Source organism: Arthrobacter sp. JB02-1C, assembly GCF_057748045.1.
This window is the reverse complement of the sequence record NZ_CM173235.1, coordinates 164,802-191,371: the sequence shown is the minus strand read 5'-3', so window position 1 is coordinate 191,371 and position 26,570 is coordinate 164,802. Positions and strand designations below refer to the sequence as shown.

At 67.9% G+C, this 26,570-nt stretch carries 28 protein-coding genes and 1 tRNA gene; 19 read left to right on the top strand and 10 right to left on the bottom strand.

Translation table 11 applies throughout. The features are described 5' to 3' along the window. The first annotated feature begins 182 nt into the window (after positions 1 to 182). Positions 183 to 4,001: an AAA family ATPase gene (locus tag AC3ANP_RS00895; RefSeq protein WP_488331513.1), complete on the top strand. Its 3,819-nt coding sequence runs from the start codon at positions 183 to 185 to the stop codon at positions 3,999 to 4,001. Between the two features lie 54 nt (positions 4,002 to 4,055). Beyond that, positions 4,056 to 4,259 carry a hypothetical protein gene (locus tag AC3ANP_RS00890; RefSeq protein WP_488333139.1) on the top strand — a complete coding sequence of 68 codons (204 nt, stop codon included), beginning with the start codon at positions 4,056 to 4,058 and terminating at the stop codon, positions 4,257 to 4,259. Positions 4,260 to 4,320: 61 nt separating this feature from the next. Here the strand turns inward: AC3ANP_RS00890 and AC3ANP_RS00885 are convergent, their stop codons facing one another. From AC3ANP_RS00885 to AC3ANP_RS00875, 3 genes are all read right to left on the bottom strand, one after another. Next, positions 4,321 to 4,872, bottom strand: coding sequence for an RcpC/CpaB family pilus assembly protein (locus tag AC3ANP_RS00885; RefSeq protein WP_488331512.1), 552 nt, complete (start codon positions 4,870 to 4,872; stop codon positions 4,321 to 4,323). A 295-nt stretch (positions 4,873 to 5,167) separates the two neighbouring features. Next, positions 5,168 to 5,428 (bottom strand): FmdB family zinc ribbon protein, encoded by a 261-nt coding sequence (locus tag AC3ANP_RS00880; protein ID WP_488331511.1) that lies wholly within the window; start codon positions 5,426 to 5,428, stop codon positions 5,168 to 5,170. A 193-nt stretch (positions 5,429 to 5,621) separates the two neighbouring features. Further along, positions 5,622 to 6,248 (bottom strand): 5-formyltetrahydrofolate cyclo-ligase, encoded by a 627-nt coding sequence (locus AC3ANP_RS00875; protein ID WP_488331510.1) that lies wholly within the window; start codon positions 6,246 to 6,248, stop codon positions 5,622 to 5,624. Positions 6,249 to 6,346: 98 nt separating this feature from the next. Between AC3ANP_RS00875 and galU the strand changes: the two genes are divergently transcribed. From galU to AC3ANP_RS00850, 5 genes are all read left to right on the top strand, one after another. Beyond that, positions 6,347 to 7,252, top strand: coding sequence for a UTP--glucose-1-phosphate uridylyltransferase GalU (gene galU / locus AC3ANP_RS00870; RefSeq protein WP_488331509.1), 906 nt, complete (start codon positions 6,347 to 6,349; stop codon positions 7,250 to 7,252). A gap of 4 nt (positions 7,253 to 7,256) precedes the next feature. Further along, positions 7,257 to 7,877, top strand: coding sequence for a GNAT family N-acetyltransferase (locus AC3ANP_RS00865; RefSeq protein ID WP_488331508.1), 621 nt, complete (start codon positions 7,257 to 7,259; stop codon positions 7,875 to 7,877). Positions 7,878 to 8,200: 323 nt separating this feature from the next. Continuing rightward, positions 8,201 to 8,959, top strand: a complete 759-nt coding sequence (locus AC3ANP_RS00860) for a hypothetical protein (RefSeq protein ID WP_488331507.1) — start codon at positions 8,201 to 8,203, stop codon at positions 8,957 to 8,959. A gap of 78 nt (positions 8,960 to 9,037) precedes the next feature. Next, complete coding sequence (locus tag AC3ANP_RS00855; protein WP_488331506.1) at positions 9,038 to 9,838, top strand: SDR family oxidoreductase; 801 nt, start codon at positions 9,038 to 9,040, stop codon at positions 9,836 to 9,838. A 47-nt stretch (positions 9,839 to 9,885) separates the two neighbouring features. Beyond that, positions 9,886 to 9,958: transfer RNA gene (locus AC3ANP_RS00850), tRNA-Ala, on the top strand. 107 nt (positions 9,959 to 10,065) lie between these two features. On the opposite strand, the gene AC3ANP_RS00845 is transcribed toward AC3ANP_RS00850, so the two are convergent. Next, positions 10,066 to 10,494 carry a hypothetical protein gene (locus AC3ANP_RS00845; RefSeq protein ID WP_488331505.1) on the bottom strand — a complete coding sequence of 143 codons (429 nt, stop codon included), beginning with the start codon at positions 10,492 to 10,494 and terminating at the stop codon, positions 10,066 to 10,068. A gap of 358 nt (positions 10,495 to 10,852) precedes the next feature. On the opposite strand from AC3ANP_RS00845, the gene AC3ANP_RS00840 reads away from it, so the two are divergent. Then, a complete protein-coding gene (locus AC3ANP_RS00840) occupies positions 10,853 to 11,677 on the top strand; it encodes a DUF1206 domain-containing protein (protein ID WP_488331504.1) in 825 nt (274 codons plus the stop codon). An 86-nt stretch (positions 11,678 to 11,763) separates the two neighbouring features. On the opposite strand, the gene AC3ANP_RS00835 is transcribed toward AC3ANP_RS00840, so the two are convergent. Continuing rightward, a complete protein-coding gene (locus AC3ANP_RS00835) occupies positions 11,764 to 11,940 on the bottom strand; it encodes a CsbD family protein (RefSeq protein WP_488331503.1) in 177 nt (58 codons plus the stop codon). Between the two features lie 417 nt (positions 11,941 to 12,357). On the opposite strand from AC3ANP_RS00835, the gene AC3ANP_RS00830 reads away from it, so the two are divergent. After that, complete coding sequence (locus AC3ANP_RS00830) at positions 12,358 to 12,780, top strand: hypothetical protein (protein WP_488331502.1); 423 nt, start codon at positions 12,358 to 12,360, stop codon at positions 12,778 to 12,780. Positions 12,781 to 12,850: 70 nt separating this feature from the next. Here the strand turns inward: AC3ANP_RS00830 and AC3ANP_RS00825 are convergent, their stop codons facing one another. Then, entirely contained in the window at positions 12,851 to 13,492 is a 642-nt protein-coding gene (locus AC3ANP_RS00825; RefSeq protein ID WP_488331501.1) for an NADPH-dependent F420 reductase, read from the bottom strand. A 145-nt stretch (positions 13,493 to 13,637) separates the two neighbouring features. On the opposite strand from AC3ANP_RS00825, the gene AC3ANP_RS00820 reads away from it, so the two are divergent. The 3 genes from AC3ANP_RS00820 (at position 13,638) to AC3ANP_RS00810 (ending at position 16,067) form a co-directional block, all read left to right on the top strand. Beyond that, positions 13,638 to 13,979 (top strand): YnfA family protein, encoded by a 342-nt coding sequence (locus tag AC3ANP_RS00820; protein ID WP_488331500.1) that lies wholly within the window; start codon positions 13,638 to 13,640, stop codon positions 13,977 to 13,979. Positions 13,980 to 14,061: 82 nt separating this feature from the next. Next, a complete protein-coding gene (locus tag AC3ANP_RS00815) occupies positions 14,062 to 15,654 on the top strand; it encodes an ABC-F family ATP-binding cassette domain-containing protein (protein ID WP_488331499.1) in 1,593 nt (530 codons plus the stop codon). Positions 15,655 to 15,737: 83 nt separating this feature from the next. Then, positions 15,738 to 16,067: a hypothetical protein gene (locus tag AC3ANP_RS00810; RefSeq protein ID WP_488331498.1), complete on the top strand. Its 330-nt coding sequence runs from the start codon at positions 15,738 to 15,740 to the stop codon at positions 16,065 to 16,067. Positions 16,068 to 16,116: 49 nt separating this feature from the next. On the opposite strand, the gene corA is transcribed toward AC3ANP_RS00810, so the two are convergent. Further along, positions 16,117 to 17,112, bottom strand: coding sequence for a magnesium/cobalt transporter CorA (corA, locus tag AC3ANP_RS00805; RefSeq protein ID WP_488331497.1), 996 nt, complete (start codon positions 17,110 to 17,112; stop codon positions 16,117 to 16,119). A 101-nt stretch (positions 17,113 to 17,213) separates the two neighbouring features. Then, positions 17,214 to 17,720 carry an Lrp/AsnC family transcriptional regulator gene (locus AC3ANP_RS00800; RefSeq protein WP_488331496.1) on the bottom strand — a complete coding sequence of 169 codons (507 nt, stop codon included), beginning with the start codon at positions 17,718 to 17,720 and terminating at the stop codon, positions 17,214 to 17,216. Between the two features lie 132 nt (positions 17,721 to 17,852). Between AC3ANP_RS00800 and AC3ANP_RS00795 the strand changes: the two genes are divergently transcribed. Continuing rightward, on the top strand, positions 17,853 to 19,016 hold the full coding sequence (locus AC3ANP_RS00795) for a trans-sulfuration enzyme family protein (RefSeq protein ID WP_488331495.1): 1,164 nt from the start codon (positions 17,853 to 17,855) through the stop codon (positions 19,014 to 19,016). Positions 19,017 to 19,020: 4 nt separating this feature from the next. Here the strand turns inward: AC3ANP_RS00795 and AC3ANP_RS00790 are convergent, their stop codons facing one another. Together AC3ANP_RS00790 and AC3ANP_RS00785 are read right to left on the bottom strand one after the other, a co-directional pair. Beyond that, the gene (locus AC3ANP_RS00790; RefSeq protein WP_488331494.1) at positions 19,021 to 20,307 is read right to left on the bottom strand and encodes an MFS transporter; all 1,287 of its coding nucleotides are present in this window, start codon (positions 20,305 to 20,307) and stop codon (positions 19,021 to 19,023) included. Positions 20,308 to 20,364: 57 nt separating this feature from the next. Next, positions 20,365 to 21,396 carry a nitronate monooxygenase gene (locus AC3ANP_RS00785; RefSeq protein ID WP_488331493.1) on the bottom strand — a complete coding sequence of 344 codons (1,032 nt, stop codon included), beginning with the start codon at positions 21,394 to 21,396 and terminating at the stop codon, positions 20,365 to 20,367. Between the two features lie 36 nt (positions 21,397 to 21,432). Here AC3ANP_RS00785 and AC3ANP_RS00780 point away from each other — a divergent pair, with 36 nt between their 5' ends. From AC3ANP_RS00780 to AC3ANP_RS00755, 6 genes are all read left to right on the top strand, one after another. After that, complete coding sequence (locus AC3ANP_RS00780) at positions 21,433 to 22,365, top strand: N-acetylglucosamine kinase (protein WP_488331492.1); 933 nt, start codon at positions 21,433 to 21,435, stop codon at positions 22,363 to 22,365. Positions 22,366 to 22,412: 47 nt separating this feature from the next. Continuing rightward, positions 22,413 to 22,865, top strand: a complete 453-nt coding sequence (locus AC3ANP_RS00775; RefSeq protein WP_488331491.1) for an NUDIX hydrolase — start codon at positions 22,413 to 22,415, stop codon at positions 22,863 to 22,865. A gap of 176 nt (positions 22,866 to 23,041) precedes the next feature. Next, positions 23,042 to 24,139 (top strand): ABC transporter ATP-binding protein, encoded by a 1,098-nt coding sequence (locus tag AC3ANP_RS00770; RefSeq protein ID WP_488331490.1) that lies wholly within the window; start codon positions 23,042 to 23,044, stop codon positions 24,137 to 24,139. Continuing rightward, the gene (locus AC3ANP_RS00765) at positions 24,139 to 24,843 is read left to right on the top strand and encodes an ABC transporter permease (RefSeq protein WP_488331489.1); all 705 of its coding nucleotides are present in this window, start codon (positions 24,139 to 24,141) and stop codon (positions 24,841 to 24,843) included. The genes AC3ANP_RS00770 and AC3ANP_RS00765 overlap by 1 nt, the downstream gene beginning before the upstream one ends. Further along, a complete protein-coding gene (locus AC3ANP_RS00760; RefSeq protein ID WP_488331488.1) occupies positions 24,840 to 25,586 on the top strand; it encodes an ABC transporter permease in 747 nt (248 codons plus the stop codon). Before AC3ANP_RS00765 ends, AC3ANP_RS00760 begins: the two co-directional genes overlap by 4 nt. Continuing rightward, complete coding sequence (locus AC3ANP_RS00755) at positions 25,583 to 26,545, top strand: ABC transporter substrate-binding protein (RefSeq protein WP_488331487.1); 963 nt, start codon at positions 25,583 to 25,585, stop codon at positions 26,543 to 26,545. The genes AC3ANP_RS00760 and AC3ANP_RS00755 overlap by 4 nt, the downstream gene beginning before the upstream one ends. Positions 26,546 to 26,570: the final 25 nt, after the last annotated feature.

The window sequence follows — 26,570 nt, the reverse complement described above, 5'->3', positions numbered from 1 at the left end:
GGGCCGGCCATTTGCGCATTACCCGCCACTTCGCCTCAGTGACCCGCCGCACGAATTTGGCCCGCTCCAGTGTTGCGGCCCCTCACCCGGGCCCGATTCGGGCTACGCTCGAAAGCATGCCGGTATGGTCAAGGGCGTCCCGCGCGAACTCAGAAACCGCGAGAACAGAAAAGAAGGCAGCAGTGTCAGTTGGTCAAGGCCACCCCGAGGGCTCCGATGAGTTCAGGAAATGGCTGTCGGGTCTTAAACCCGTCACCGGAGCGGACACCATGCTGCGCTTCACGAAAACCCCTGAAGGCTCCATTGACCTGACGCATGCCCACCCTTCAGGCCTGGCGCAGCTGATGGCGGGCCGCCGCACCCGGCTGTCAACGCTGATCCGGGACCGCCAGCAGTACGTCGTCGCCGCCCGGGCTTCCCGCAACCTTCGCTCCAAGATTTTCGAACTGGCCAACGACCGCGGCATTGACGCCGGGTACTTTTCCGCGGGCACCGTCGTGTGGACCTCGGCCGTCGGGGGCAAGCCGCAGCGTGTGTCCGCACCCGTCATGCTGACCGCCATATCGCTGACCGTGCGCCCCGGCGAAGACGATTACGAGCTGCAACTCACCGAGCAGGCGCGCATCAATCCGGCTCTGGTCCGCCACCTGAAGAACGTCCACGGCATCGTTTTCGACGTCAACGCCGTCACACGGATGGCCTACAGCACGGCCCGTTACGATCCGCAGCCCGTCCTGGACCGCCTGGGCACCCTGATCCAGCCGATCCATGGCGCAGAGATTGAACACAACTTGCTGGTCTCGACCTTCGCCGACCTTGCCGGGAACCTGGACGATCCGTGGATCAACCCGGGCAACCCCCTGGTGGCAGCGCTGGCGCGTGCCGGCTCGGGGGAGCCGGTGGACGTGCCGGCGCTCAAGGACGGCCGGTTCCCGGGTACCGACGAACGCGACCCCGCCGATGAACTCCTGCTGCTCGACGCCGACGCCGACCAGCAGTACGTGGTGGACGCCGTGCGGGCGGGCGACTCGCTGGTGGTCAGCAGCCCGCCCGGCACCGGCCAGACCCAGACAGTCGTCAACACCATCGGCACGCTGATCGATGAGGGCAAGACCGTCCTGGTCGTCGGCGACCGCCGGGCCAGCCTCGGCGAGCTGTCCGCGCAACTGGAGACGCTGGGCCTTGAATCCGTCCTCGTCCAGCTCTCCGGTAACTCCACGCCGCTGCAGCTCAAGGGCCAGCTGGTCCGGGCCATTGTTCGCAACGAAAAATCCCTCGAACCGCAGCTGAAGAACCTCCATGCCACGCTGACCGCGCACCGGCACGCCCTGATGGACCATGTCGCCTCCCTGCACAACGTCCGGCAGCGCTGGGGCTGCTCGCCGTACGAGGCCATGCAGTCCCTGGCGGCGCTGACCGCGATCCACCCGGCGCCGGCCACCACGGTCCGGCTCAAACGCAGCGTCCTGGACAGCATCCGGGACCGGGAGGAGCTTGCCGGCCGGCTCCGCCGCGCGGCCGAACTGGGCAGCTTCAGCCACGCGTCGACCACGAGCCCCTGGCACGGCGCACGGCTCCTGACGCGCAAGGAAACCGAGGAAGCCCAGCAGGTGGCCCGGTCCGTCGCGGAAAAGCTCCCGCAGCTCCGGGAACGGATGAACTCCGTGGCCGAGCACGCCGAGATCCGGCTGGGTGAAACGTTCACCGAGTGGGGGGACCAGATCAAGTTGCTGGTCGCCGTCCGGGAGAGCCTGGATAAGTTCACGCCGGACATTTTCGACCGGCCGGTCCATGACCTGATCTCGGCCACCGCTCCGTCCTCGTGGCGGCGCGAGCGGAACATCGACATGCCCTCCATGCAGCGCTCCCGGCTGCGCCGCGTCGCCAAGGAGTATGTCCGGCCAGGCGTGCACATCGCCGACCTGCACAGTTCACTGGTGCTGGTCCAGGAGCAGCGCGCCACCTGGACGGAGTACGCGACCACCCAGCGGCACCCGGCGGTGCCGTCCGGGCTGGCCGAAATCAGCGGCCTGTACCGGGAGCTGGAAGCCGAGCTGACCGAACTGGGCGATGCGGTCCGGCACACCAGCGCCGGGGGAGCGGTCCATGACACTCCGTACGACGAGCTGATTGAGCGCCTTAACCGGCTTGTGGCGGATACCGGCACGCTCGAGACGCTGCCCGAACGGACGCTGCTCGTCGAAAATATGCGCGAACACGGCCTGGGCGAACTGCTCGCAGACCTTGCAGAGCGTGAAGTTCCCGCGGATTCTGTGTCCGCCGAGCTCGAGCTCGCCTGGTGGCAGTCGGCACTGGAAGCCATGATCAGCGGCGATGACTACCTCGCGATGTCCGACGGCGACGCCCTCCGCCAGCTTGAGGCGGAGTACCGGCTCGCGGACAACGCCCACATCGCCAGCGGAGCCGCGCGGCTGCGCTGGAAGCTGTCCGAACGGTGGCGCGCCGGCCTTGAGGAGGAGCCCCGCCAGGCCGAACTGTTGCGCAGCCTGCTCAAGGACGGACGGGTCACGACGGCGGCGCTGACCGCACAGTCACCGGACCTGATCCCCATGCTGGTGCCTGTCTGGTCGGTCAGCCCGTATCTGCTCACCAGCCTGTTGCCCGCAGAGCAACGCTTCGACGCGGTGGTGATCCTCGACGCCGAGGCGACGTCGCTGCAGGCGGTGCTGCCCGCCGTCGCACGTTCGCGTCAGGTCATTGCCTTCGGCGACGACCGGATCGCCAGTCCACGCAGCTTCACGGTGGGGGTGGAGCGGCTGGCGGCCGGCGAGAGCTCGCACCATGGCGTGACCAGCGCCTTCCGGGCCCTGTCCGCCGTGCTGCCGACGCGGAAGCTCAGGACGGTTTACCGTGCAGTCGATGAGGACCTGGTGCGGCAGCTGAGCAAGGGGTTCTACGATGGCGAGCTCCGCCGGCTCCCCGAGGGGCAGTCCGCGACGGGGCTGGAGCGGGCCTTGACGATGGAATATCTGCCGGATGGGACGGGCTTGCCCAGCGCCGACCAGGACGGCGTTGAGTCGGTGGTCGCCGAAGTGAACCGCGTCGTCGAGCTGGTGTTCGAGCACGCGCGGCTACGCCCCCGCACCTCGCTGGCGGTCGTCACCGGCAGCCTGCGGCACGCCGCACGGATCGGCGAGGCGATCCGGCTCCAGTTGCCCAACCACCCCCTGCTGGGCAGCTTTTTCACCGCCGGTGGCGAGTCCTTCCGGGTGGTGGACCTGGAACGGGCACAGGGTCTGGTCCGCGACCGGGTGATCTTCTCACCCGGCTACGGCCGCACGCCGCACGGCCGCGCGCTGCATAGCCTCGGTCCGCTGTCAGCCGACGGCGGCCGCGCCAAATTCGCGCTGGCGATGACCAGGGCCCGCCGCTCCCTGCACGTTCTGACCTGTTTCCGCCCGGAGGACCTGGACGTCACCCGGCTCAGCCACGGTGCAGTGGATTTCTACGAACTCCTGAACCGCGAAATTGCGGGCCACTCCGACCTGGGCAGCCCTGCCTCCCGCGCCGCGGCCAGCGAACAGGCCCTCGGCGCCGACCCGCTGGTGGCAGACCTGGGCGACCGGCTCCGGGCCCGCGGCGCCCGGGTCTGGCACCAGTACGACGGCGTGCTGGACATGGTGGCCGCGGCCGACCCGATGCACACCATTGGCCAGGACGACGCCGAGATCCCCAGCCCCGTGGCGATCGAGTCTGACGGCACGGAGCGGTACCGCCGGATGAGTGTGCGCGAACGCAGCCGCCTGCGGCCGCAACTGCTCGAGCGCATGGGCTGGCGGTACATGCCACTATGGACCATAGAGGTGTTCACGGATCCATCCGCCTGCGCAGACCGGATCGGTGGTTACCTCGGGCTGGAGAAACCCGTGCCGCCGAGCCGGCTCCGGACCTCGCCAGGCTTCTCCGATGACATCGAAAACCTGAGCGTGGATGACGACCGCGACGTGTTTGCGGCGTCCGGGGCCGCCGACCGAAGCTGACCGGCGCGGAAATCCCGGACAGGAACAGCTACCCGCAGCAAGGAGGCCGGAGCGATGAGCGCAGACAGCGAGGCACAGGCAGAAGGCCCGCAGCCAGCGGAACCCCAGCAGGACCGGCGGAAACATCGCGCGACCAAGCCGGGCCCGCTGCTGCCCAATAAAGCCGCAGAGGATGATCCGCGCCGCTGGGGCGACCGAGCCGCCGACTACGACCACGACGCATGGCTGCGCGAGCAGCGTCCCCCGCACTGGGGCTGACCGGTCACCTACCGTGCGGCCCTGGACCGCTAACCCTCTGGACCGCTAACCCTCTGGACCGCTAACCGGGTGGCGCGGCCACGAGGACAAAGAACAACTTGCCCTGCGTCGATGCCCCGGCCAGTTTGCGCGCCTGGTCGGGGTCCGCGGCCACAACCATCAGGCCTTCGGTCTCCCCGGAGTCGAGCCATTGGCCGGCTTTGCTCCCGTGGGCGGCGGTCCACAACACCGGAACGGCGGAGGCGAGGAGCTGGGACGTGGCAGCCTGCTCGTAGCCGTTCCCGCTGGAGAGCACCACATTGACGAGCTGGCCGGGGGAGACCAGCTGGATGGAGGCGGGGTCAGCCATTCGCAGCGGTACCGCCGCGGCGCCCGCGGGACTGCCGGCCAATAGCCCCGGCCCGACGAGCTGGACATCGGAGAAAAGCTGGCTCCGGCGTACGGCAACGGCGAGCTGCTTTCCCACCAGTGCCGCGCGGCCGGGGGACCCGGCAGGCAGCAGCGGCGGGGGGACCTCAAGCGAGACCAAGTCATTGGCGGCGATCAGGCGGCCCGCCGGGAGATCGCTGGCCGCTGCCCAGGCAGACACCGTTGCCTCGGGAGCGGGAGTCAACTGTTGAACGGTCGCTCCCGCGGCGAGGCAGAGCAGCAGAGCTACGGTGAGGCGGCGTTTCCGTCGCAGCCAACCGCGGAGCCGCCGCCACGGCGGCTGCATGGGTGAAATGCCGGAGCGGAACCGTGTACCAGCTTGCCGGGGTCCGGACCCTGGCGGAGACCAGCGGGGGCGGCTGCGAAGTGCCATGGGCCCACGCTACGGCGTCCCCAGTGGGCCGGGCAGCGCCGCCGGGGCTATGTGGACAAACGGGCCGAGGTCCGTTGGCTCGCCGCTCCCGCGGCGGCGGTTGGGCCTAGCTTGCAGCCGCCGCCGGAGCCGCAGCAGGGGCAGCGGGTGCGGCCGGAGCCGGGGCGGGCGAGACGGTGCTCCCCTTGGAATCGCGGGAGTCCGTCCGGTAGAAACCGGAGCCCTTGAACACGACGCCGACGGTGTTGAACTTCTTGCGCAGGGTCCCCTGGCATTCCGGGCAGGATGTCAGCGAACTGTCCGTGAAGGACTGCACAACTTCGAAGGCATGGCTGCAGTCCTTGCAGGCATAGGCATACGTGGGCACTGGGTTCCTCCTCTGGGGCAAACGAACAGGTCCGTCGGCTGCAAACGGGTGCACATACGGTAAGCGGGATCGCTACCGTGCTGCGCCCCAACGCGTAGGAAGCCTACGCGCCCTTAGCAGTCGGAGGGCCTGAGTGCTAATTCTATCACCCGGGCCCGCGCTGCCAGCATCCGCGCTGCTACCATCCGCGGCTCTACGATTCCTGCCGCAGCCCGATCAGCCCGCGGGGGGTCAGGGCGTTGTCCACCTTCTGATCGAACGGCTCGGTCGGGATGCTGCCGGCAGGCAGGACTTCGGCGTCGTACACGAGGGCCGCCGTCGGAAGTTGCCCGGCGACCGTCCCGGCGGCCTCCCGCCGCAGCGTTCGAAGGGAGGCGAGGAACTTGTCGTAGTAACCGCCGCCCTGGCCGATCCTGTTGCCCGAGAGGTCCAAGGCAGTGGCGGGCAGGAAGATGCCCGATGCGCCCAGTACCACCGATGTCCCCAGCCGCTCGCCGGCCGGTTCCTGGATCGGAGCGAAGCGGCTGCGGACGAATTCCGTCGCGGGAGTCCAATAGACCCAGCTCAACTCCAGGTCGGGTTCGCAGACCGGGAGCAATACGCGGTACCCGGAGCCGTGCAGCGCGGCCAGGAGGGCGTGGGTGGGCGGCTCAGAGTTGACCCCGAGGTAGGCCGCGAAGGTGCCTTTTCCGTCTGCCAACCCACCGGCCCACGCCACCCCATGGCTGGCCAGGGCTTCACCGGCACCCTCCACGGCGGCCGGCGAAAGGGCCGCCCGGGCACGTCGGTGGCTGGACCGGATCTCGTCCTTGCTGTTCATTGCGTAGCTTCCCCTCGTCTCCGATCCGTCCGCTTCGCTGCGGGCGCGCCAGCGGGGCCAAATTACCTGATGTTTGACCCCTCCGCTACATTAGTCGAGTGACTACACCCAACGCTCCGGTACGTAAGGCCGTCATCCCCGCTGCGGGCCTCGGCACCCGCTTCCTTCCCGCCACCAAGGCGATGCCAAAGGAGATGCTGCCCGTCGTCGATAAGCCGGCCATCCAGTACGTGGTGGAGGAGGCCGTGAGCGTGGGCCTGAATGACATCCTGATGATCACCGGGCGCAGCAAGCGGGCCCTCGAGGACCACTTCGACCGGGTTCCCACCCTGGAAGCGACGCTGGAGGCGAAGGGCGATACGGCCAAGCTGGAGTCCATCCAGGCCGCCAGCAACCTCGGCGACATCCACTACGTCCGCCAGGGCGACCCAATGGGCCTTGGTCACGCAGTGTTGCGCGCCAAGCAGCACGTCGGCTACGAGCCGTTTGCCGTGCTGCTCGGCGATGACCTCATCGATGCGCGCGACGAGCTGCTCAGCACCATGATCGAGGTGCAGGCGAAGACCGGCGGTTCCGTGGTGGCCCTGATCGAGGTCGAGCCCTCGCAGATCAGCGCCTACGGCTGCGCCGACGTTGAAGCGGTTGAGGGCGGCGACTACGTCCGCATCAAACACCTGGTGGAAAAGCCCGACGCCGCTGAGGCTCCCTCCAACCTGGCCATCATCGGCCGCTACGTCCTGCACCCCGCGGTCTTCGAGGTCCTGGAGCGGACCGAGCCCGGCCGCGGTGGAGAGATCCAGCTGACGGATGCCCTGCAGGAACTTTCCGCCGGCGAGGGCGAGGGATACGGCGTGTACGGTGTTGTTTTCCGCGGCCGCCGCTACGATACCGGCGACAAGCTGAGCTACCTCAAGGCCTGTGTCCAGCTTGCCGCCGACAGCGAGGACCTCGGCCCGGGGCTGCGCGATTGGCTGCCGGGCTTCGCTGCCAGCCTGACGAGCTAGTTCCATGGGGGGCAACTTCCAGTGGCCGGTGACGCTGGAGTGCGGCGACCTCGTGCTGCGTCCCATCAGGTACCGCGACCGCCGGGAGTGGAGCGAACTGCGCGCCCGCAACGAGCAGTGGCTGGCGCCGTGGGAAGCGTCCAATCCGGCACCCGGGGGTGGCCTGCCCGACTACCGCCAGATGGTGCGGTCACTCAAGGCGCAGGCCGCGCAGGCCACCGCACTGCCGTTCGTGATCACCGCCTGGACCCCCGGGCACAAGGAACCCGTGATCGTCGGTCAGTTGACCGTTTCCTCGATCGTCTGGGGGTCGGCGATGATGGCAACGCTCGGCTACTGGGTGGACCGTGACCACGCGGGCCAGGGGATCGCACCGACCGCCGTCGCCATGGCCACGGACCACTGCTTCCGGACACTGGGGCTGCACCGGATGGAGATTAACATCCGCCCTGAAAACCGGCCGAGCCTGCGCGTCGTGGAGAAACTCGGATTCCGCGACGAGGGTTACCGGCCCCGGTTCCTGCACATCAACGGGCAGTGGGCGGACCACCGCAGCTTCGCGCTCACGGCCGAGGAAGTACCCGAGGGCCTGCTCGCCAAATGGCTGCGGATCCGTCCCGCCTGAACGCCCGACAAACCGGCCCCTGACCAGCGGGTTCGCCATAAATCCAGTGATTTGGCAGTTGTGCCGCGACACACCGCAGGCAATGCCGCCCGGGACGCCTTCTTGCTCATACCGTTTTGAGTGTGGACTTCCCTCTCAGCAGCTCAGTGATCCTTGTCATTGCTGTTGCGCTCTGGATTGTATGGGTGGCTCCCTACATGCTCCGGAACGGCCGCCCAGGGTTGCAAACGGCCGGCGAACTCCTGATCAACGCCGCAGATGTAGAAAAAGCAGACCCTCACGCCGGTTACATGATGACAATGGCGGTCCCGCAGGAGAAACCGATGACGAGTACGCAGCGCCCCGAGTCCGCCCCGAGTTCCCCGGACATCGACGGCGATCGGAAGCTGGCAACGGCCGCGCCGGCGTTCCGGATCCGGTACGGCAGGCTCACCCTCGCGTTGCTCGGATTGGCAGCCCTGCTCACCGGCGTCATTTCCGGCGCGTTGCGGCTTTTTGGCATCGGCTCGGGATGGGTGCCAGCCGTCTGTATGCTCACCGCGGCTGCCGCCGTCGTCGCACTCCGGCGGCTGGCGGTGCGGGACCGCCGCCGAAAGGTTGAGGCAGCATTCCGGAGGGCAATGAGCGCGGCACCGAGTGAGGCGCCGGCGGAACGCGTCGCGGACCGGGCCTCGACTCCGGCCGTCCCGGTCAAAGAAAACGTACTCTTCGACGCGGAAGCCGGGGCCGCAGTGCCAGCCGTCAAGCCACTCACCGCAGCGGACCTTCGGCAGGCGGCGCTGGCCGAGGCCGCAGCGTCCGGCGACACAGCCGTCCGGCACGCCGAGGAGGCCGGCGCCACCGGCACGAGCTGGAACCCCGTGGAGGTCCCGAAGCCGAGCTACGTAGCAGCGCCCAAGGCGGAGCGGCCCGCCCCGGAACCGTTGGACCTGCCCGAAGCCCCGAAGGCAACCGGCAAGCCCTCACTCAAGCAGGCGTCCGTCCGGCAGCCGGAGGCGGCCGACGCCGAGTCCAAGCCGCTGGGCAAAGGCCAGAGCGCATTGAGCAACCTCGACGACGTCCTGCAGCGGCGCCGCGCCTGATCGCTTTGGCCGCCCCGGACCGCCGACACGTAGGCGGTCCGGGGCTTTTTTGTCGCAATCGGCGTTACCCTGAGCCTCATGGTGAGAATCTGTGTTGCCGGGGGCACCGGCCAAGTTGGACGGGAAGTAGTAGGCCAAGCCGTTGCCGCCGGGCACCGGGTGGCCGTGCTCAGCCGCAACCCGCCCGCGGCAGGGTCGCCCGGCCGCGTTGGGGGCGCAGAGTATTTCCGGGGCGATGTCACCACCGGGGAAGGGCTGCCCGCGGCTCTGGCCGGAGTCGAGGTGGTGATCGACTGCCTGGAGGGGCGATCCGGTACGGCGCTGAAGAACTTCGCCGACGGCGGTGCACGGCTGCTCGCTGCGGCCAGGGACGCCGGCGTCCCCCGGGCCGTCCTGCTCTCGATCGTCAACTGCGACCGGAGCACCTCCGGCTACTACCAGTCCAAGGCTGCCAAGGAACAGGTCTACGAGCGGTCCGGACTCCGGACCGCAGTGCTTCGGGCCACCCAGTTCCATTCCCTGCTCGCGCGGCTGTTTGCGGCCGGTGCGCGGCTGCGGCTGGTGCCGGTGATCAAAGGCGCCCGGTTCCAGCCGATCGCTCCCGCTGACGTGGCGGCGGAGCTGGTCCGGGTGGCGCTGGCGCCGCCCGGGGCCGCGCCGCACAGCGTCCGGACCATCGGCGGTGCCGAGATCCACAGCATGGCGGAGCTGGCCCGCATCTGGCAGCGGTCCTCCGGGTCGCGGGGCTGGCTGCTGGAGTTTCCGCTGCCGGGGGCGATGGGAAGATACCTTCGCGCCGGCCTCAACCTGGCGCCCGAGGAGCGACACGGTACCCAGACTTTTGAGCGCTGGCTGGCGTTGCGCCCGGATAGTTTGTAGCCTAGGAACGTTGGAATCGCCGTTCCCGTCGGGAGCGGCTTTCTTACGGGGCTATAGCTCAGTTGGTAGAGCGCTTCGTTCGCATCGAAGAGGTCAGGAGTTCGAATCTCCTTAGCTCCACAGTTTGCAGGGGTTTTTGAACCCTTGAGTGCCTGGAATAAACACTTTGATATCCCTTTGGGTCGATGAGTGACTCCATGGCCGTTGCAACCGCCGGGCGCCGGGGATCAGCCCACGCAGACGCTTCGGTCGGTGGTCAGGTTGAAGTCGCCGCTGGGCGAGATGGTGAATCCGACAAATTGGAGCAGGTTCCTGGCCGGGCCTTTGCTGATCATGCGGAACTTACTTTGAACGGCTACGCTGCCGTCGGCGTTGAAATTCGTCCATGCGTTCTCATTGAGGACGTAGACATTCCCCTTGTCGCCGACGCCGGTGGCCTTGATGGAAACGTGGTAGGTGACGGTCCCGTCGGCTTTGGTCTGGCTGACTTGTTGGTATGTGCCCTCGACGGTGACTAATTCGTTGGCGCAACTATAGTAGCCGCCGACGAGGCCGGTTCGGAGGACTTCGGCGGGGGTCGCCATGGCTGCCGAGGCGGGAAGGGCTGTTGCCAGCACGACGCTGACGCCTGCGAGGACGCGGTTCAGAGGGCGCATTTGAAAGCTCCTAACGTCGGGTAGACCCCGCGCACGCGGGTTGACCGCAGGCTATTGGCTACCCGTCGTGCACGCCAGAGTGCGCGCTACTCGTCTTCGGCCTGAGTAAGTGAGGCTCGGCTTCGAGGGCTCCCCGGCGGCCACCGTGTCTTCCGGCGATGAACCAGGAGCGCCGCGGCCAAGCACACCAGGGCGGCAATGACGCCCGGGTAAGCGACCATCGTGCAGTCCGCTCCGGGCGTCCGGGTACACCTGTCCGCGCAGCCATGCGGGGACCTACACTGATGCATCAGGGCAACTGCCGATGGTTCGGGCAGCGCACAACAGGGGATCAAGTACATATCGGGAGGGTCTGGGAATGGGCAACGCCTCGCAGAAGGCTAACCGGGCGGTATCCGAAGCAGCATCAGCGAGCCGGAGCCCCGCGCTGCGGATGCTCGCACGCGGGGGCTTCGTCTTTATCGGCCTGGTCCACATCATGATAGGGGTCATTGCGCTGCAGGTCGTCGGTGGACGGGGCGGTGAGGCGGACCAGTCCGGGGCCATCGGATCGATCGCTTCCAAGCCCGGCGGCACGATTCTTCTATGGGCCGGGTTTGCGGCCTGTGCAGCGCTGGCCCTCTGGATGCTCAGCGAGGCGGTCTTCGCGGTCCGCTCTGAGACCGACTCGAAGAAGAAGCTGCGAGGGGCGGGCGCTGCGGTGGGCAAAGCCATCGTGTTCGGCTTCCTGGCTTTTACGTTCGCCGTCTTCGCCTCGGGCGGCAGTAAGAACTCCAGCCAGTCAACCAGTGACTTTACCGGCAAGCTCATGGGGGCTCCCGCAGGGGTGGTGCTGCTGGTCGTGGTTGGCCTCGCCATCGTTGGTGGCGGCGTCTTTTACGTTTACCGGGGAGTCACGCGCAAGTTCATGGAGGACGTGGAGCAGCCGGGCCGGGCCCGCCAGGCGGTTGAGTGGATTGGGACCATAGGGTACGCAGCCAAAGGCGTGGTGCTCGGCGTCGTCGGCATCCTCGTGATCGTAGCCGCCGCCACCGCAGATCCTTCCAAATCCTCCGGACTCGACGGCGGTCTGAAGACGCTGGGTTCCCAGCCGTACGGAGTGTTCCTGCTCGCCGCGACCGCGGCAGGGCTGGTCTGCTACGGGGTCTACTCAATGGCCCGTGCGCGATACGGAAGGTTCTAGGACCGCGCGTGCGCCGGGCCGTGCGCTCGGTGCCGGGCAGAGCAAAGGGCGCACCCCCGGGGGGTACGCCCTTCGCTCGGTTCGGGTCAGTCCTTTTTGAACGCGTCCTTGACCTTTTCGCCGGCCTGCTTCAGGTCGCCTTTGGCCTGGTCAGCTTTGCCTTCGGCTCGCAGGCTTTCGTCGCCGGTCGCGGTGCCGGCAGCTTCCTTGCCCTTGCCGCCAGCCTTTTCAGCTGCGTTCTCAATCTTGTCGCCTAGTCCCATGGTGTTTCCTCCTACGGTTTGGCGGCCGATCAATACGGCCATAAGCCATCCTAAGCCTACTTAGGATCATGATTTCAAGTAGGGACCCCACAAGTTCAGCTAACCGCGGACAGCCGCACGGAAGCCGCCGGGCTCTGGGCGGCACCCTGCGCAGGTCCCAGTCGGCGCTGCCGACGGGTGGCTGCCACGCCGGCGCCCCGCGCGACCAGCAACCAGCCCTGGCGCCGGCGTACCAACTGCGACCCCGCCGACGATGCTGGCGCACATGATGACGCCCACCACCCTGCGCCGAGCATTTCCAAGGCCGGACATCGCCGGTAGGGTGAAACCCACGGCGACGGCGACGGGGCCAGCGTCAGGATGGATGTAACGACGGCGGGCCGGGGCGCGTGTACCGGCTATTCCAAGGGAGCCACGATGCAACTCAGCCACATACCTCTTCGCGCCGTGACGGGCGCGTTCATCCTTAACGCCGGACTGGGCAAGCGCAATCTGGACGCGGACAGCGCCGCCGGCTTGCAGTCAATGGCGGTCAGGGTCATTCCTCAGTTCGGCCGGCTGGAACCGGAACAATTCGGCAAGCTGCTCAGCTACACAGAGATGACGCTCGGTGCCGCGTTGCTGACGCCTTTCCTGCCCAGCCGGCTGGTCGGACTGGGGCTGGGCATGTTTTCCGGATCCCTCTTCGCCGCGTACCTGAAGACGCCGGGCATGACGCTGGAGGACGGGATCCGGCCCACTCCACAGGGAACGGCGCTGGCCAAGGACGTCTGGATGCTCGGGATCGCGGCCGCGCTGGTCCTGGACCGGAAGCCGAAAGCCCAAGGACTGCGTTCTTAGGTCCCGCGCCGGCCAACCGGCAAGCCGCCACCCGGCCGACCCCGGCCGGGTGCCGGTTTGCCGAGTGCAGTTAACCCAGGATCTTCAGCGCCGTGCCCCAGTTGAAGTCTTCGTAGGCGGGATTGGCTTGCAGGCCCATCAGGAGCAGCTGGAAGCCTTCGAGCTCGCGGGCATGGTGCAGTCCTCCGACCTGCAGCGGCCTGAGCCCTGCGGCCGTCACGAAGTCGGCAACCTCGGTGCGGGCTTCCTCCGAGTCTGTGGCGATGAAAACGTCCAGCGGCTGTCCGGCCACTTCGCCGGCGACCAGCGTCCCGGCGAAGGTGGTGTTGAAGGCCTTGACCACAGTTGCCCCGGCGGGGGCCAGTTTGGCGATCTCTTCAGCGGCAGAGGTGCCGGGTGCCACCACGAGCGAATCGAAGGTTTCGAAGTTGATGGGGTTCGTGATGTCGATGATGATCCGGCCGTCGAGGGCATCGCCGTAACTGCTCACGACCTCTTTGGCGGCATCGAAGGGCAGGGCCAGGACGACGATGCGGCCGTCTGGTGCTTCGGTCGAGGCGGCCCCCGTTGCCCCGGACCCCAGCTCGGCGGCCAGCTTCCGGGCGTCCTCGGCGCTGGAGCTGAGAATCTGGACGGAACGTCCGGCCGCGACCGCGCGGGTCCCGATACCGCGGCCCATGTTGCCGGAACCAATGATGGTGATGTCAGTCATGGTGCTCTCCTTCTCAATGAAACGGATCAACCGGTCGGGCCGGCGTGCCACTGCGGCGTCCGGTAGTGCTCGGCTGCGGTGCGGCCCGCTTGAAAGTCAACCACCACGGCGCGAGGTATAACACCCCGTGCGGGATGATGAGGCCATGACCATTGCGAAGTCCGTGCTCCTTTTTGCCCTTGCCGCCGTTGCCGAAATCGGGGGTGCCTGGCTGGTCTGGCAGGCAGTCCGCGAAGGACGCGCCTGGTGGTGGGCCGGGCTGGGCATCATCGCCCTGGGACTCTATGGCTTCGTCGCCACCCTGCAGCCCGATGCGCATTTTGGCAGGATACTTGCCGCGTACGGCGGCGTCTTTGTCGCGGGATCGCTGGCCTGGGGGATGGCGTTTGACGGATTCCGTCCAGACCGCTGGGACATCATCGGATCGCTGATCTGCCTCGCCGGGGTGTCCGTCATTATGTTCGCGCCCCGCAGCCCGGTGGGCTGAGGGCTCAGCCCGGCCCGCGGATGTCTCCGGCAGGTCCGGGATATTCTGAACAACGCACCCGCCCCTTGAGAGGACCCTTTCCATGAGCCTAATCCGGCTGCACGACGTCAGTGTCCGCTTTGAGAACACCCCAGTCCTCCGGGAAGCGTTCTTCCGGCTCGAACCAGGGGACAGAGTCGGCCTGATCGGCAAGAATGGATCCGGTAAGACCACCGTCCTCAAGTTGATCCTTGACCAGGTGGCCCCGGACACGGGCACGGTCAGTGTCGAGCTGGGTACCAGGGTGGGGTACTTCTCGCAGTTCTCCGAGTTGAACGGGGACGCCACCATCACCGAGGTGCTGGACGGGCTGTTCGCCGAAATCAAGGCAGTGGAGGCCGAGCTTGCCGCCATCGACGCCGCCATTGCCGAAGATCCCGCGGCAGCGGAACTCGACCGTCTGATCAGCCGGCAGGCCGGACTGTTCGAGGAGATGGACCGGCTTGACGGCTGGGATTACCCGCGCCGCATCGATACCGTGCTGACCACCCTCGGCTTCGACACCGCGCACCGCCACTGTCCCATCGACGATCTCTCCGGAGGCTGGCGCAACCGGGCGGCGCTCGCCAAAATCCTGCTTGAGGGACCGGACGTTCTGCTGCTCGACGAGCCCACCAACTTCCTGGACGTGGCCGGCGTGGAGTGGCTGGAAAGCTGGTTCCGCGACTTCAAGGGCGCCGCGGTGATCGTCTCGCACGACCGGAAGTTCCTCGACGCCGTCGTCACCCGGATCATCGAGGTCGAGAACTTCCACCTGCACGAATACCCCGGAAACTTCGGCGAATACGTCGTCCAGAAGCAGTTCCGGCTCAAGACTCTCGAGCAGCAGTTTGTGCACGAGGCCGAGCTCCTCGCCTTCGAGGCCGAGGGGATCGCGGACCGCCGCGAAGCCGCTAAGGCCGCCGGTCGGGGGCTGGGCAACCAGCTCGCCAGGATCAAGAAATCCCGGAACCCCCGGCCGGTGGACCAGATCGTCACGGAGCTCTACGGCGGACTCCATGTGAAGGACGTTCTGTGCCGGGTGGAGGGGCTCGGCAAGTCCTACGGCGACAAGCTGCTGTTCGACGACTTGAGTTTCGAAATCCGCAAGGGCAACCGGATCGCCGTCCTCGGCGCCAACGGCAGCGGGAAATCCACGCTGCTGAAGGTTTTGACCGGCGAGGAGGTCCCCGATTCCGGCGAGGTGACCTGGGCCAAGGGTCCCGGTTTCGTTTCGTACAACCAGATGCTTGCGGACCTCGACGACGGCGACACCGTCTCGCACGCGGTTAACGCCCTGCCGGACAGCCTGGCCTTCAGCGCCACGAAGAAGTCCGTCAACCGCTTCCTGGCGATGTTCCAGTTTTCCGAGGCCGACCTCAAGCAGAAGATCGGCAATCTTTCCGGCGGCCAGAAGGCGCGCGTGGCGATGGCGCAGTGCCTGCTCTCCGGGGCTTCGGTGCTGCTGCTCGACGAACCCACCAACCATCTGGACCTCTCGAGTACCCAGGTAATGGAACGGGCGCTGCTGCATTTCCCCGGCGCCGTCGTCGTGGTGAGCCACGACCGGTTCTTTACCGAGAAAATCGCCACCCGCCGGCTCATTTTCGGTACGCCGGGCGGTGCCCCGGGAGAGGTCGATGTGCAGGCCGCCTGACCCGCTGAGGCAGCACCCGGGGTGGGCTGCGAGCGAAGGGCGGGCTGGCGGCACGCGCGGGGTAACGCGGGGATAATAGGAGCATGGCCGAACAGCATCGGGAACACGAAGGTGACCCCTGGGAGGAGTTTGACCGGCTCCCACCGGCCGCACGCGACCGGGTCGGCGGCTTTCCCGGCGGCGAGCCGTATGGCTTCGGTTTTCGGACCGGAGTGCGCAGTGTCCGCGTCGCCGTCGGGTTCGCCGTGTACGCCCTGGTGCTCGGCACAGTGCTGGTCCTGCTTGGGGCGGTCTACTTCATCGGGCACGGGCAGTGGCTCTGGCTGGCGCTGATGGCAGCGATCGAGACCGTGTTTGTCCTGGCTTTCGCCCGGCTGGTGGCCCAGGCCCGCCGCCGCGGGCCGACGCCGTAGTCCCGGCCGGCCCGGCGAAGAGGCCCCGGCCCTGGAACCCGGCGCCGCCCTAGAGCCAGCCCTTGCGCTTGAAAACGGTATACATGACGGCAGCGGTGACCGCCATCATGCCGATCGCCATCGGGTAGCCAAAGGTCCAGTGCAACTCGGGCATCCGTTCGAAGTTCATCCCGTACACGCCGGCCACGAAGGACGGCGCGAAGAAGATGGCGGCCCACGAGGAAATTTTCTTGACCTGCTCGTTTTGTTCGGCGCTGGCCTCACTCTGGCGGTTGGCGGTCAGCGTGCCGTCCAGGGTAAGCGCGTTCTGCAGCAGGTCGCGGAACGAATCCGCACGGGAAATCAGCCGCTCCACGTGGTCCTCGACGTCCCGGAGGTTGTGCCGGAGCTCGGTGTCCACGTGGTACTTCTCGAAACCCTCCCGCAGCTGCTGCATCATCGCGGGCAGGGGGTGGATGGCGCGCTGGAAATGGATGACTTCCCGCGCGAGGTCGTAAATGCGGCGTGAGACCAGCGGGTCGCCGCTGAACAGCTGGTCCTCGATCTCGTCGATGTCGTTTTCCAACCCCGCGACCACCGGAAGATAATCGTCCACCACCTGGTCCATCAGCGCATATAGGACCGCCTCGGGACCATGGCACAGCAGGTCGGGACGTCCCTCCATCCGCCGCCGTACGTTCCCGACGACGGAGGTCTCAGCGTGCCGGACCGTCACCACGAAGTTCCGGCCGGTAAAGACGTGCAACTCGCCGAACTCCACGGTCTCGGACTCGTCCAGGTACCGGGCGGGGCGGAGCACCGTGAACAGGCTGTCGTCATAGCGCTCAAGTTTGGGCCGCTGGTGTGCGGAGATCGCGTCCTCGACGGCGAGGCCGTGCAGCCCGAATTCTGCCGAGACAGCCGCCATTTCCTTCTCGGTGGGCCGGTATAGACCGATCCAGGCCATGCCGCCAAGTTCGGTCAGCGTTTCAAATGTCTGGGCAAGGTCGCTCGGCTCGGCGCGGCGGACGCCGTCGACGTAGACGGCGTTGTCAATGATGGTCACCGGGACATTATCCAGCAGCGGCCAGTGTCCTGCCGAACCGGGCCGCCGGCGTCGGCGGACCCGGGTCGGCCGTGACGGGCTTCGAGCTGCTGTGCGCCAGGTTAGTCCGGCAGGGGTCCGTGGTTTCCCTGGATGTGGTCAAACACCAGGGTGGTCTCGGTGTGGCCGACGACGGGGTCGGTGGCCAAGTTGTCCAGCACCCAGTCGCGGAGGTCTTCCGTCGTGGCCACGGCGATGTGCAACAGGTAGTCCACCGAACCGGAGGTGTGGAAGGTGGAGAGCACCGCGGGGAGCTTGGGGACCCTCGCGGTGAAGCGGTCAATCTGTTCGCGGTCGTGGGCCCGCAGCCGGACGGCAATGAGCGCCTGTACTGAGCGGCCCACCGCGGCGAGGCTCAGCTTGGCCTCGAAGCCCTCGATGATGCCGCGCTCGGAAAGGGCCCGGGTGCGCATCAGGGCCGTGGACGGCGCGATTCCGACCAGTTCGGCCAGTTGCTTGTTGGAGACGCGGGCGTCTTCCACCAGCGCGGCCAGGAGGCGCTCGTCGATGGCGTCCAGAGGTTCGCCGGCGCCCGCCCCCGGCCGAACATTCTTCGTGCTACTGCTCACGGATCCTCCTCGATGTGATGTGAGTTCATCATAAACAGTCGAATCCCACACTTCCATTCGAAGGCACTATAAAGCTCCGAATTATTGCCACATAGTTATCGCATTCAATGAGGAATATTCGTAAGGAGTAAGGTGCTCTCTCAAGATTCGCTGGCGGTCCACGCCGGCCGGGCCGGTCTCACCGGCCTTGGCGTCCACGCCGTCCCGATTGATCTCTCCACCACGGCGCCGTTGCCGTCGGTCCACGACGGCGGCCTCGCGTACGAGCAGATGGCGACCGGCGGCCCGCACCTGGACGGCCAGAGCACGGTTTACCAGCGGCTCTGGAATCCCACCGTGTCCCGGTTCGAAGAAGGCGTCGCGCTGCTGGAGGACGCCCCCGAGTCCGTGGCCTTTGCCACCGGCATGGCCGCGCTGAGCGCAGTGTTGCTCGCCGTCGTCGCGACCGGGAAACGGCACGTGGTGGCGGTCCGGCCGCTGTACGGCGGCAGCGACCACCTGCTGGCCTCCGGTGTCCTCGGCACCGAGGTCACGTTCACGACGCCCGACGGCGTGCACGCTACGTTGCGGGCCGATACCGGCCTGGTCATTTTGGAGACCCCAGCCAACCCGAGCCTTGAGCTGGTGGACATCACGGCGATGGCGGCCGCGGCCGACGGCGTGCCGCTGCTGGTGGATAACACCTTCGCTACGCCGGTCCTTCAGCGGCCCTTCCGGCACGGCGCGGCCATGGTGCTGCACAGTGCCACGAAGTTCATTGGCGGCCACGGCGACGCCATGGGCGGCGTCGTGGCGGTCCCCCCGGAATGGGCCGTCCGGCTGCGGCAGCTGCGGGCCATCACCGGAGGCATCCTCACGCCGTGGCCGGCCTACCTGCTGCATCGGGGGCTCGCGACGCTTCCGGTCAGGGTGCGGGCACAGCAGTCCGGCGCCGAGAAAGTCGCATCCGCCCTCGCCGGGCACGACCTCGTCCGGCGCGTCTATTACCCGGGCCTGCCTGAATGCGACCCGCAGGGCCTGGTCGGATCGCAGATGGCGGGGCCGGGGTCGTTGTTGTCGATCGAACTGCACAGCGCCGAGCACGCCGAGCGCATGCCGTCGGCCGTCAGCATGATCACCCACGCTGTCTCGCTCGGCGGCGTCGACACGCTCATCCAGCACCCTGCCGGCTTGACCCACCGCCCGGTGGCTGCCGAGGCCAAGCCGCACGCTGCCCTGCTCCGCGTCTCGGTCGGCCTGGAAGACCCGGCGGACATTGTTGCGGACCTGGTGCAGGCTCTCGAGGGGACCCGCTGACCCGTTAGGGTGCCGGCACCGGCCCGCCTCCGCGGACCACCGGACCGCCCGGGCCGGCGGGATGCACGACGGCGGTGACCACCGCCGTCGTGCCGGCCAGTGCCATCACCGCCACGGCCAGGGCGGCCCAGCCGAGGGACTGGAAAAGCAGCCCCCCGGCCCAGCCGATGACGCTGGAGCCGAGGTAGTAGGCGAGGTTGTACAGTGAGGCGGCCTGCGCCCGCCCCGTACTCGCGATCACGCCGGTCCAGCCGGAACCGATGCTGTGGGCCGCGAAGAATCCGCCGGTGAAGAGCACGAGGCCGGCCAGGATCAGGACTAGGGACTGGGCCAGGGTCAGCGCGAGACCGGCGATCATCAGCACCGTGCCGGCCAACATCACGTTGCGGCGGCCAAAGCGCAGCGTCAGCCCCGCCGCCCACCGGGCTGAAACAGTGCCGGAGAGGTAAGCCAGGAAGATCAGGCTGATCAGGGAGGCAGGCAGGCTGAATGGTTCTCCCGAGAGCCGGAAGCCCAGGTAGTTGTACACCGCCACGAAGCCACCCATGAGCAGGAAGGCCTGGAGGTAGATGGCGAGCAGCCGGGGGTTTCGGCTGTGCCCGGTGAGCGTCGAGACGGCCCCGCGCAGTCCGCTGGCTGCCGCCGCAGTGAAATTTCGTGCCGGCGGTACCGAGACCAGGAACAGGGCAGCGGCGAGGGCTGCCATGACGGACACGGCCAGCGCCGCCGCCCGCCAGCCCCACAGTTCACCTACGGGACCGGCCACGAGCCGTCCGGCCAGCCCGCCGAGCGTGGTGCCCGCCACGTAGCTGCCCGCGGCCAGGGCGGCGTGCGCCTTGTTCACTTCTTCGTTGAGGTAGGCGATGGCAATGGCGGGGATGCCGCCGAGCGCCATGCCTTCCAGCGTCCGAAGGGCCAGCAACACCGGGAAGCTTGGCGCCAGCGGGGTCAGCAGGCCCAGGACCGTCGCGGCGGAGATGCCCCACGCCATGGCCCGGACCCGTCCCACCCGGTCGGCCAGGAAAGACCACGGCAGAACCGTCAGGGCCAGGCCCACCGTGGCCAGCGAAACGGTGAGAGCGGCCTCCGCCGCGGTGACCTGGAGTTCGCGTGCGATCAGCGGCAGCACGGCCTGAGTGGAATAGAGCTGGGCGAACGTGGCCACGCCGGCAAAGGCAAGGCCGGCCAGGATCCGGCGGTATGCCGCCGAGCCCTTGGCGTGTCCCGGCCAGCTGTCAGGCGTCGGCCGACGGCCCCCGGGGTGCGGTCCGGCAGCGGGGGAGGGAGGCATGGAACCAGCCTATGGCCTGGCATCGCGATGCTTCGAATGCGCACGCTCCGTCGTCGGTCAGTCCACCAGGTCGGCCAGGATCGAGGCCACGGAGCCGGACCGCGCGCGCTGCCACCCGGTCCCGGCCCAGAGGTTCAGCCGTTCCGCGTCGCCCGCGGCTGCGGCGGCGGCCCGCAGCGGCGCGGTCAGATGGTGCACCGCCGGGTAGGCGGCCGGGGCGGTCGGGTGGTCCCGGACGAATTCGTTGACCAGCGCACGGGCCGGGCGCCCGGTAAAGGCAGTCGTCACGGCGGTACCGGTGAAGTGCGCACTGGCCAGGGCGTCCTTGTGCAGTTGCCGGGCGCCGCTTTCGTCGGCGCGGAGCAGCGCGGTGCCCAGCTGCGCGGCGTCCGCCCCCGCCTCGAGTACCGCCGCCAGCCCGGCAGCGTCCATCACAGCGCCGGCTGCCACCAGCGGCAGCTGCACGGCCGCCCGGACGGCCGCGACGAGCTCCGCCGTCGTGGCCGGCGCCGTCGAGGACCCTCCGGGGCGCGCCAGGAACGCTGCACTGTGCGCGCCGGCGCAGCCATGTTGCACCACCAGGGCATCGACGCCCTGCTCCGCTGCCTGCCGTGCCTCCGCCACCGAGGTGACGGTGGCCAGAACCGCCGAGCCGGCCCGCTTCAAACGACTGACGACGTCCTCGCCGGGAAGACCGAAGGTGAAGCTGACCAGCTCCACCGGATCCGCCAGCAGGGCATCCACCTTGCCGCGCCAGGCGTCGTCGTCATCGAGCCGCAGGGCAGGCAGTTCCACCCCGTACCGGCGCGCCTCGGCGTCCAGCTGCCGGCGGTAGTCCGCCAGCTCGGCCAGTACGGCTGCGGGCGGCGGCAGCTGGCCCGGGTCCGGAACGAAGACATTCATGCCGAACCGTGCACCGGAGCCGCGGACCGTGCGGATCTCGGCCTGCATGGCCGCCACGCTCTTGTAGCCGGCGGCCAGGAAGCCCAGACCGCCGGCGGCGTGCACGGCTGTGACGAAGTCCGGGGTGGAGGTCCCTCCGGCCATCGGCGCGGCGATGACCCGGGTGTTGAAGATGCCGTGTGGCATGGCTCGCTCCTGACGTTGATTCAGTAGGCTGGTCCGGTGACCCATTCTGACATCCCCGCCGCGCCGGACGCCCCTTCCGCCACCCCCGCCGGCGCCGTGATCGGGCTCGACATCGGCGGCACCAAGACCCGCGGGGTCCGCTTCGAGGGCGGCGTACCGGTGGCGGATGTGTCAGTGGGCAGCGCCAACGTGCAGAACGTTACCGCCGCGGAAGCCGCCCGCAACCTGGCCGAGCTCTTCGCCCGGATCGGCGGCGGCGAGGTCGCTCGGGTCTACGCGGGCGCGGGCGGCATCGACACCGACGAGGATGCTGCGGCGCTCGCGGCTTTGATTGCACCGCATGCTCCGGCAGCCAGGGTCACCGTGGTCCACGATTCCCGTCTCCTGCTGGCGGCCGGCGGCGCGAGCACCGGCGTCGCCGTGATTGCCGGTACCGGCTCCGCGGCGTGGGGCAGGAACGGCCGGGGCGGCGAGGCCCGCGCCGGCGGCTGGGGCTACCTGCTCGGCGACGAAGGCAGCGGCTACTGGCTGGGCCGGGAAGCCGTCCGCCACAGTCTGCGCCGGATGAACCTCGGGCTCGATCCCGATGAGCTCACCCGGGCCCTGCTGGACTCCTGCGGCGTGGACCACCCGAACAAGCTGATTGCGCTGTTCCATTCCCCGGCGACCGGGCGGCGGTTCTGGGCCCAGCAGGCCCGGCTCGTGGTCGGAGCGGCCGACGCCGGGCACGCGCCAAGCCAGGCACTCATTGACCGGGCCGGGCGGGACCTCGCCGGCCTGGCCGAGCAGACCGTCCGCCAACTCGGCATCGAAGGTCCCGTCATCCTCGGCAGCGGGCTCGGCATGAACGTGCCGCGGCTGCAGGACTCGTTCCGCCAGTGGCTGGCCGCAGCGGGGATCACCGATGTCCGCGTCCTGCGGCAGGAACCGGTGTTCGGCGTGCTGCAACTGGTGGCCGAGGAGGGCTGACCGGCGGGCCGGGGAGGAAGCGGCAGGCCGGCCGCTAGGCTTGATCAATGACTTTGGCCTTCGACACCCGCCCCGCAGCCTACGGTGTCATCATCCGCGACGGTTCCCTCCTGCTGGCCTATTGGAAGCAGGGCGGCCGTGAAGGCTGGACCCTGCCCGGCGGTGGCCTGGACCTCGCCGAGCATCCGGTGGACGGGTGCCGGCGCGAAATTTACGAGGAGACCGGCTACCAGGCCGACATTGGCACCATCCTGGGGATCGACGTCGGCCATTGGCCTGCGGAGGCCCGGTTCGACGGCGGCCAGCGCGACTTCCAGTCCCTGCGCCTGGTTTATGAGGCAAGCATCGTCGGCGGCGAACTGCGCCACGAGGTGGGCGGCAGCACCACACACGCGGCGTGGATCCCGTTGCCGGACGTCGCCGCTTTGAACCGGGTCTCCCTCGTGGACGCCGCGCTGCGGCTGTACCGCGAACGGCCCCTGGACGGGAAGCTCGGCTAGGAATAGCCGCCACGGAACCGGGTGCGCGGCACCTTCCGTCCTGCGGGCCGGGACCGACCGTTCGCTAACGGCACGGTTACGGCCGGGCGTACCGGCTTTACAGCCAAAAATCAGCATGCATATGATCAGTTGGCTGGACCGTCCATTGTTGCCGCCAACAGTTAGGTAAGCCCGAAATGGCAGAGGCCATGATCGAGTTCCAGAGCGTCACCAAGCAGTACCAGGGCGGTCAGGCCGCGGTCGAGAACCTCAGCATGTCCATCGACAAGGGCGCCATCACGGTCTTTGTGGGCCCTTCGGGTTGCGGCAAAACCACGTCCCTGCGGATGATCAATCGAATGGTCGAGCCGACGTCGGGCACCATCACGGTGGACGGGCGGGATGTGACCAGCGTCCCGGCGGCGCAGCTGCGCCGTTCCATGGGTTACGTCATGCAGTCCTCCGGGCTGATGCCCCACCGTTCCGTGCTGGACAACATCGCCACGGTGCCGCGGCTCAACGGCGTGTCCAGGGCAGCGTCCCGCAAACGCGCCCAGGAACTGCTCGACGTCGTCGGCCTCGACTCCGGGCTGGGCCGGCGGTACCCCTCACAGCTTTCCGGCGGGCAGCAGCAGCGCGTCGGCGTGGCCCGCGCGCTGGCTGCCGACCCGCCCGTGCTGCTGATGGACGAGCCGTTCAGTGCCGTGGACCCCGTGGTCCGCGATGAGCTGCAGAAGGAACTGCTCCGCCTCCAGCGCGACCTCGCCAAAACCATCGTGTTCGTCACGCACGACATCGACGAGGCGACCGTGCTGGGGGACAAGGTGGCGGTCTTCGCCGCCGGCGGCAAGCTGGCGCAGTACGCCGCGCCGGAGGAAATTCTCAGGGCCCCGGCAAACGACTTTGTGGCCGCCTTCGTCGGCCGCGACCGCGGATTCCGGCACCTCGCCTTCAGCTCCGCGGCCGGCGTCACCGTCCATCCCATCACGACGATCGGCCTCGAGGAGCTGGAGCGCGACGGCGGCCCGCGGCCGGACGAGTGGCAACTTGTGGTCGACACGGACCACCGCCCGCTCGGCTGGAGCGCACCGGGCACCGGCCCCAACAAGGTCCCGGGCGGTTCGCTCTTCCGCCGCGGCGAGACGCTGCGCCGCGCGCTGGACGCGGCACTGTCCTCGCCGTCCGGGCTGGGAGTGGCGGTGGAAGACGACGGCCGGGTGGCCGGCGTGATCGCTGCCGACGAGGTGCTCGCGGTCATCGAAGCTGCCCGCCAGGTCCGGCAGGACGCGCTCTGATGGAATGGTTCCTGGCCAACAGCGGGGAAGTCTTCGGCCTGGCCGGCCAGCACCTCGTCCTGGCCGTCCTGCCGATGCTGTTCGGCCTGATCATCTCCGTCCCGCTGGCCCAGTTGGCGAGGCAGAACCGGACCCTGCGCGCCGTGGTCCTGACCGCCTCATCGCTGCTGTACACGATCCCGTCGCTGGCGCTCTTCATCATCCTTCCCACCGTGCTGGGCACCAGAATCCTGGACCCGGTCAACGTTGTGGTGGCGCTGACGATCTACGCCGTGGCCTTGCTGGTCAGGGCTGCCCTGGACGCCTTCGACTCGGTCGACAAGGACCTCGAACAGGCTGCCGTGGCCATGGGCTTCAAACCGCTGGCCCGGTTCCTGCAGATCGACCTGCCGCTTTCCCTGCCTGTGCTGTTCGCCGGCCTCCGCGTCGTTTCGGTTAGCAACATTTCGCTGGTCAGCGTCGCGGCACTGCTGGGCATCGGCAACCTCGGCATGCTCTTCACCTCCGGGCTCCAGCGCGACTTCGTCACTGAAGTCGTGGTCGGCATCATCGCGATCCTGGTGCTCGCACTGGTGATGGACGCGGTCCTGGTCCTGCTGGAACGGCTGCTGACACCCTGGACCCGTGCCGGTACCGGAAAGTCGGGCGGGCAGCCGGCAGAGGGCAGGACACGCTCCGACGTAACCGCGGGGGCAACCGCATGAGCAACGTTTTCACCGACACCCTGGCGTGGCTAACCGACCCGGAAAACTGGGCAACCAGCACCGGCATTCCGGTCCGGATCGCCGAGCATCTGCAATACACCGGCCTGGTGATGCTCATCGCGACCGCCATCGCGGTGCCGATCGGTCTGTACGTGGGGCACACCGGAAGGGGCCGCGTCGCTGTGGTGGCCCTTGCCGGCGCGTTGCGCGCCCTGCCCACCCTCGGCTTGCTGACCCTTTTTGTCCTGCTGGCCGGCATTGGGCTGATGCCGCCTGTCTGGGCGCTGGTGATCCTGACCGTGCCGCCGCTGCTGGCCGGAACCTACGCCGGAATCTCCAGCGTGGACCGCGACGTCGTGGACGCGGCGCGGGCGATGGGCATGACCGAGCTTCAGGTTCTCTTTCGTGCCGAGTTCCCCAACGCGCTGCCGGTGATGTTCGGGGGCTTCCGGACCGGAGTCCTGCAGGTCATTGCCACCGTGTCGGTGGTTGCCTACATCAATCTGGGCGGCTTGGGCCGCTACCTCTTTGACGGCCTCGCGCTCTCCGACTTCCCGCAGATGCTCGGCGGCTCGCTGCTGATCGCGGGGATCGCCATCGCCGTGGACCTTGTTCTCGGTCTTATCCAGCGGCGTGTCCTGACCGGCGGGGCCGCCCGCAAACCCAGCCGCAGCCAGCAGGCCGCGGTTGATCTCACAGACCCCGCGACCGCGGAGGCTGTTGTTCAAGGAGGTACGTCATGAAGGAAAACCGCCAACGAGCCCTGGGCAGACGAACATTCGGCGGGCTGGCCGCCGGTCTCGGCCTGGCCTTGGCGCTGTCCGCTTGCGGCGGCTCGTCGAACCCCCTGTCTTCGGCTCCCGCCAGCGGTGGCTCCACCGGCGGCAGCGGGGGCGCGCTGGTAATCGGTTCAGCCAACTTCACCGAGAGCCAGGTTATTGCGGAGCTCTACGCCGGGGCGCTCAACGCCGCCGGTGTCACGGCCACTACCAAACCGAACATCGGCTCCCGTGAGGTCTATTTCAAAGCCGTGCAGGACGGCTCCATCGACGTGATCCCCGAATACAGCGGAAACCTGCTGCTGCACGTCAACAAGGAAGCCACCGAGGTTTCCGCCGACGACATCGCCAAGGCCCTCCCGGCCAAGCTCCCCGACGGCTTGGCCGTGCTGGATGCTGCCAAAGCCGAGGACAAGGACGCCATGGTGGTCACGAAGCCCACCGCGGAGAAGTACAAGCTGAAGTCGATCGAGGATCTGGCCAAGGTCTGTAGTGAGGTTGTCATTGGCGCCCTCGCGGAGTTCTCTGAGCGCTCCTACGGCCTGCCTGGCCTGAAGAAGAACTACAACTGTGTGCCCAAGAAGCTTGAACCCTTCAGTGACGGCGGCGGCCCTGTCACCGTCAAGGCCCTGCTGACGGACCAGGTGCAGGTGGCCGACATCTTCACGACGACACCGGCCATCGCCGACAACGACCTGGTGGTGCTGGAGGACCCGAAGAACAACTTCATCGCCCAGCAGGTCCTGCCGCTGTACAACAAGGCCAAGATGACGGACAAGGCCAAAGAGGCACTCAACAACGTCTCGAAACTGCTCACCACCGATGACCTGATCAACCTCAACCGCGCGGTCGGCGGCAGCCAGAAACAGAACCCGAAAGACGCCGCGGCCGCCTGGCTCAAGGACAAGGGCCTGGTCAAGTAAGCCAAACGATGTACTTCTGCTGTGA

What these genes read in the sequence shown, in the direction of transcription:
- AC3ANP_RS00890 (WP_488333139.1), top strand. Translation starts at nt 4,056, where the DNA reads ATGAGCGCAGACAGCGAGGCACAGGCAGAAGGCCCGCAGCCAGCGGAA.
- AC3ANP_RS00875 (WP_488331510.1), bottom strand. Translation starts at nt 6,248, where the DNA reads ATGAACAGCAAGGACGAGATCCGGTCCAGCCACCGACGTGCCCGGGCG.
- AC3ANP_RS00865 (WP_488331508.1), top strand. Translation starts at nt 7,257, where the DNA reads ATGGGGGGCAACTTCCAGTGGCCGGTGACGCTGGAGTGCGGCGACCTC.
- AC3ANP_RS00860 (WP_488331507.1), top strand. Translation starts at nt 8,201, where the DNA reads ATGACGAGTACGCAGCGCCCCGAGTCCGCCCCGAGTTCCCCGGACATC.
- AC3ANP_RS00855 (WP_488331506.1), top strand. Translation starts at nt 9,038, where the DNA reads ATGGTGAGAATCTGTGTTGCCGGGGGCACCGGCCAAGTTGGACGGGAA.
- AC3ANP_RS00845 (WP_488331505.1), bottom strand. Translation starts at nt 10,494, where the DNA reads ATGCGCCCTCTGAACCGCGTCCTCGCAGGCGTCAGCGTCGTGCTGGCA.
- AC3ANP_RS00840 (WP_488331504.1), top strand. Translation starts at nt 10,853, where the DNA reads ATGGGCAACGCCTCGCAGAAGGCTAACCGGGCGGTATCCGAAGCAGCA.
- AC3ANP_RS00835 (WP_488331503.1), bottom strand. Translation starts at nt 11,940, where the DNA reads ATGGGACTAGGCGACAAGATTGAGAACGCAGCTGAAAAGGCTGGCGGC.
- AC3ANP_RS00830 (WP_488331502.1), top strand. Translation starts at nt 12,358, where the DNA reads ATGCAACTCAGCCACATACCTCTTCGCGCCGTGACGGGCGCGTTCATC.
- AC3ANP_RS00825 (WP_488331501.1), bottom strand. Translation starts at nt 13,492, where the DNA reads ATGACTGACATCACCATCATTGGTTCCGGCAACATGGGCCGCGGTATC.
- AC3ANP_RS00820 (WP_488331500.1), top strand. Translation starts at nt 13,638, where the DNA reads ATGACCATTGCGAAGTCCGTGCTCCTTTTTGCCCTTGCCGCCGTTGCC.
- AC3ANP_RS00815 (WP_488331499.1), top strand. Translation starts at nt 14,062, where the DNA reads ATGAGCCTAATCCGGCTGCACGACGTCAGTGTCCGCTTTGAGAACACC.
- AC3ANP_RS00810 (WP_488331498.1), top strand. Translation starts at nt 15,738, where the DNA reads ATGGCCGAACAGCATCGGGAACACGAAGGTGACCCCTGGGAGGAGTTT.
- AC3ANP_RS00790 (WP_488331494.1), bottom strand. Translation starts at nt 20,307, where the DNA reads ATGCCTCCCTCCCCCGCTGCCGGACCGCACCCCGGGGGCCGTCGGCCG.
- AC3ANP_RS00785 (WP_488331493.1), bottom strand. Translation starts at nt 21,396, where the DNA reads ATGCCACACGGCATCTTCAACACCCGGGTCATCGCCGCGCCGATGGCC.
- AC3ANP_RS00775 (WP_488331491.1), top strand. Translation starts at nt 22,413, where the DNA reads ATGACTTTGGCCTTCGACACCCGCCCCGCAGCCTACGGTGTCATCATC.
- AC3ANP_RS00770 (WP_488331490.1), top strand. Translation starts at nt 23,042, where the DNA reads ATGGCAGAGGCCATGATCGAGTTCCAGAGCGTCACCAAGCAGTACCAG.
- AC3ANP_RS00765 (WP_488331489.1), top strand. Translation starts at nt 24,139, where the DNA reads ATGGAATGGTTCCTGGCCAACAGCGGGGAAGTCTTCGGCCTGGCCGGC.
- AC3ANP_RS00760 (WP_488331488.1), top strand. Translation starts at nt 24,840, where the DNA reads ATGAGCAACGTTTTCACCGACACCCTGGCGTGGCTAACCGACCCGGAA.
- AC3ANP_RS00755 (WP_488331487.1), top strand. Translation starts at nt 25,583, where the DNA reads ATGAAGGAAAACCGCCAACGAGCCCTGGGCAGACGAACATTCGGCGGG.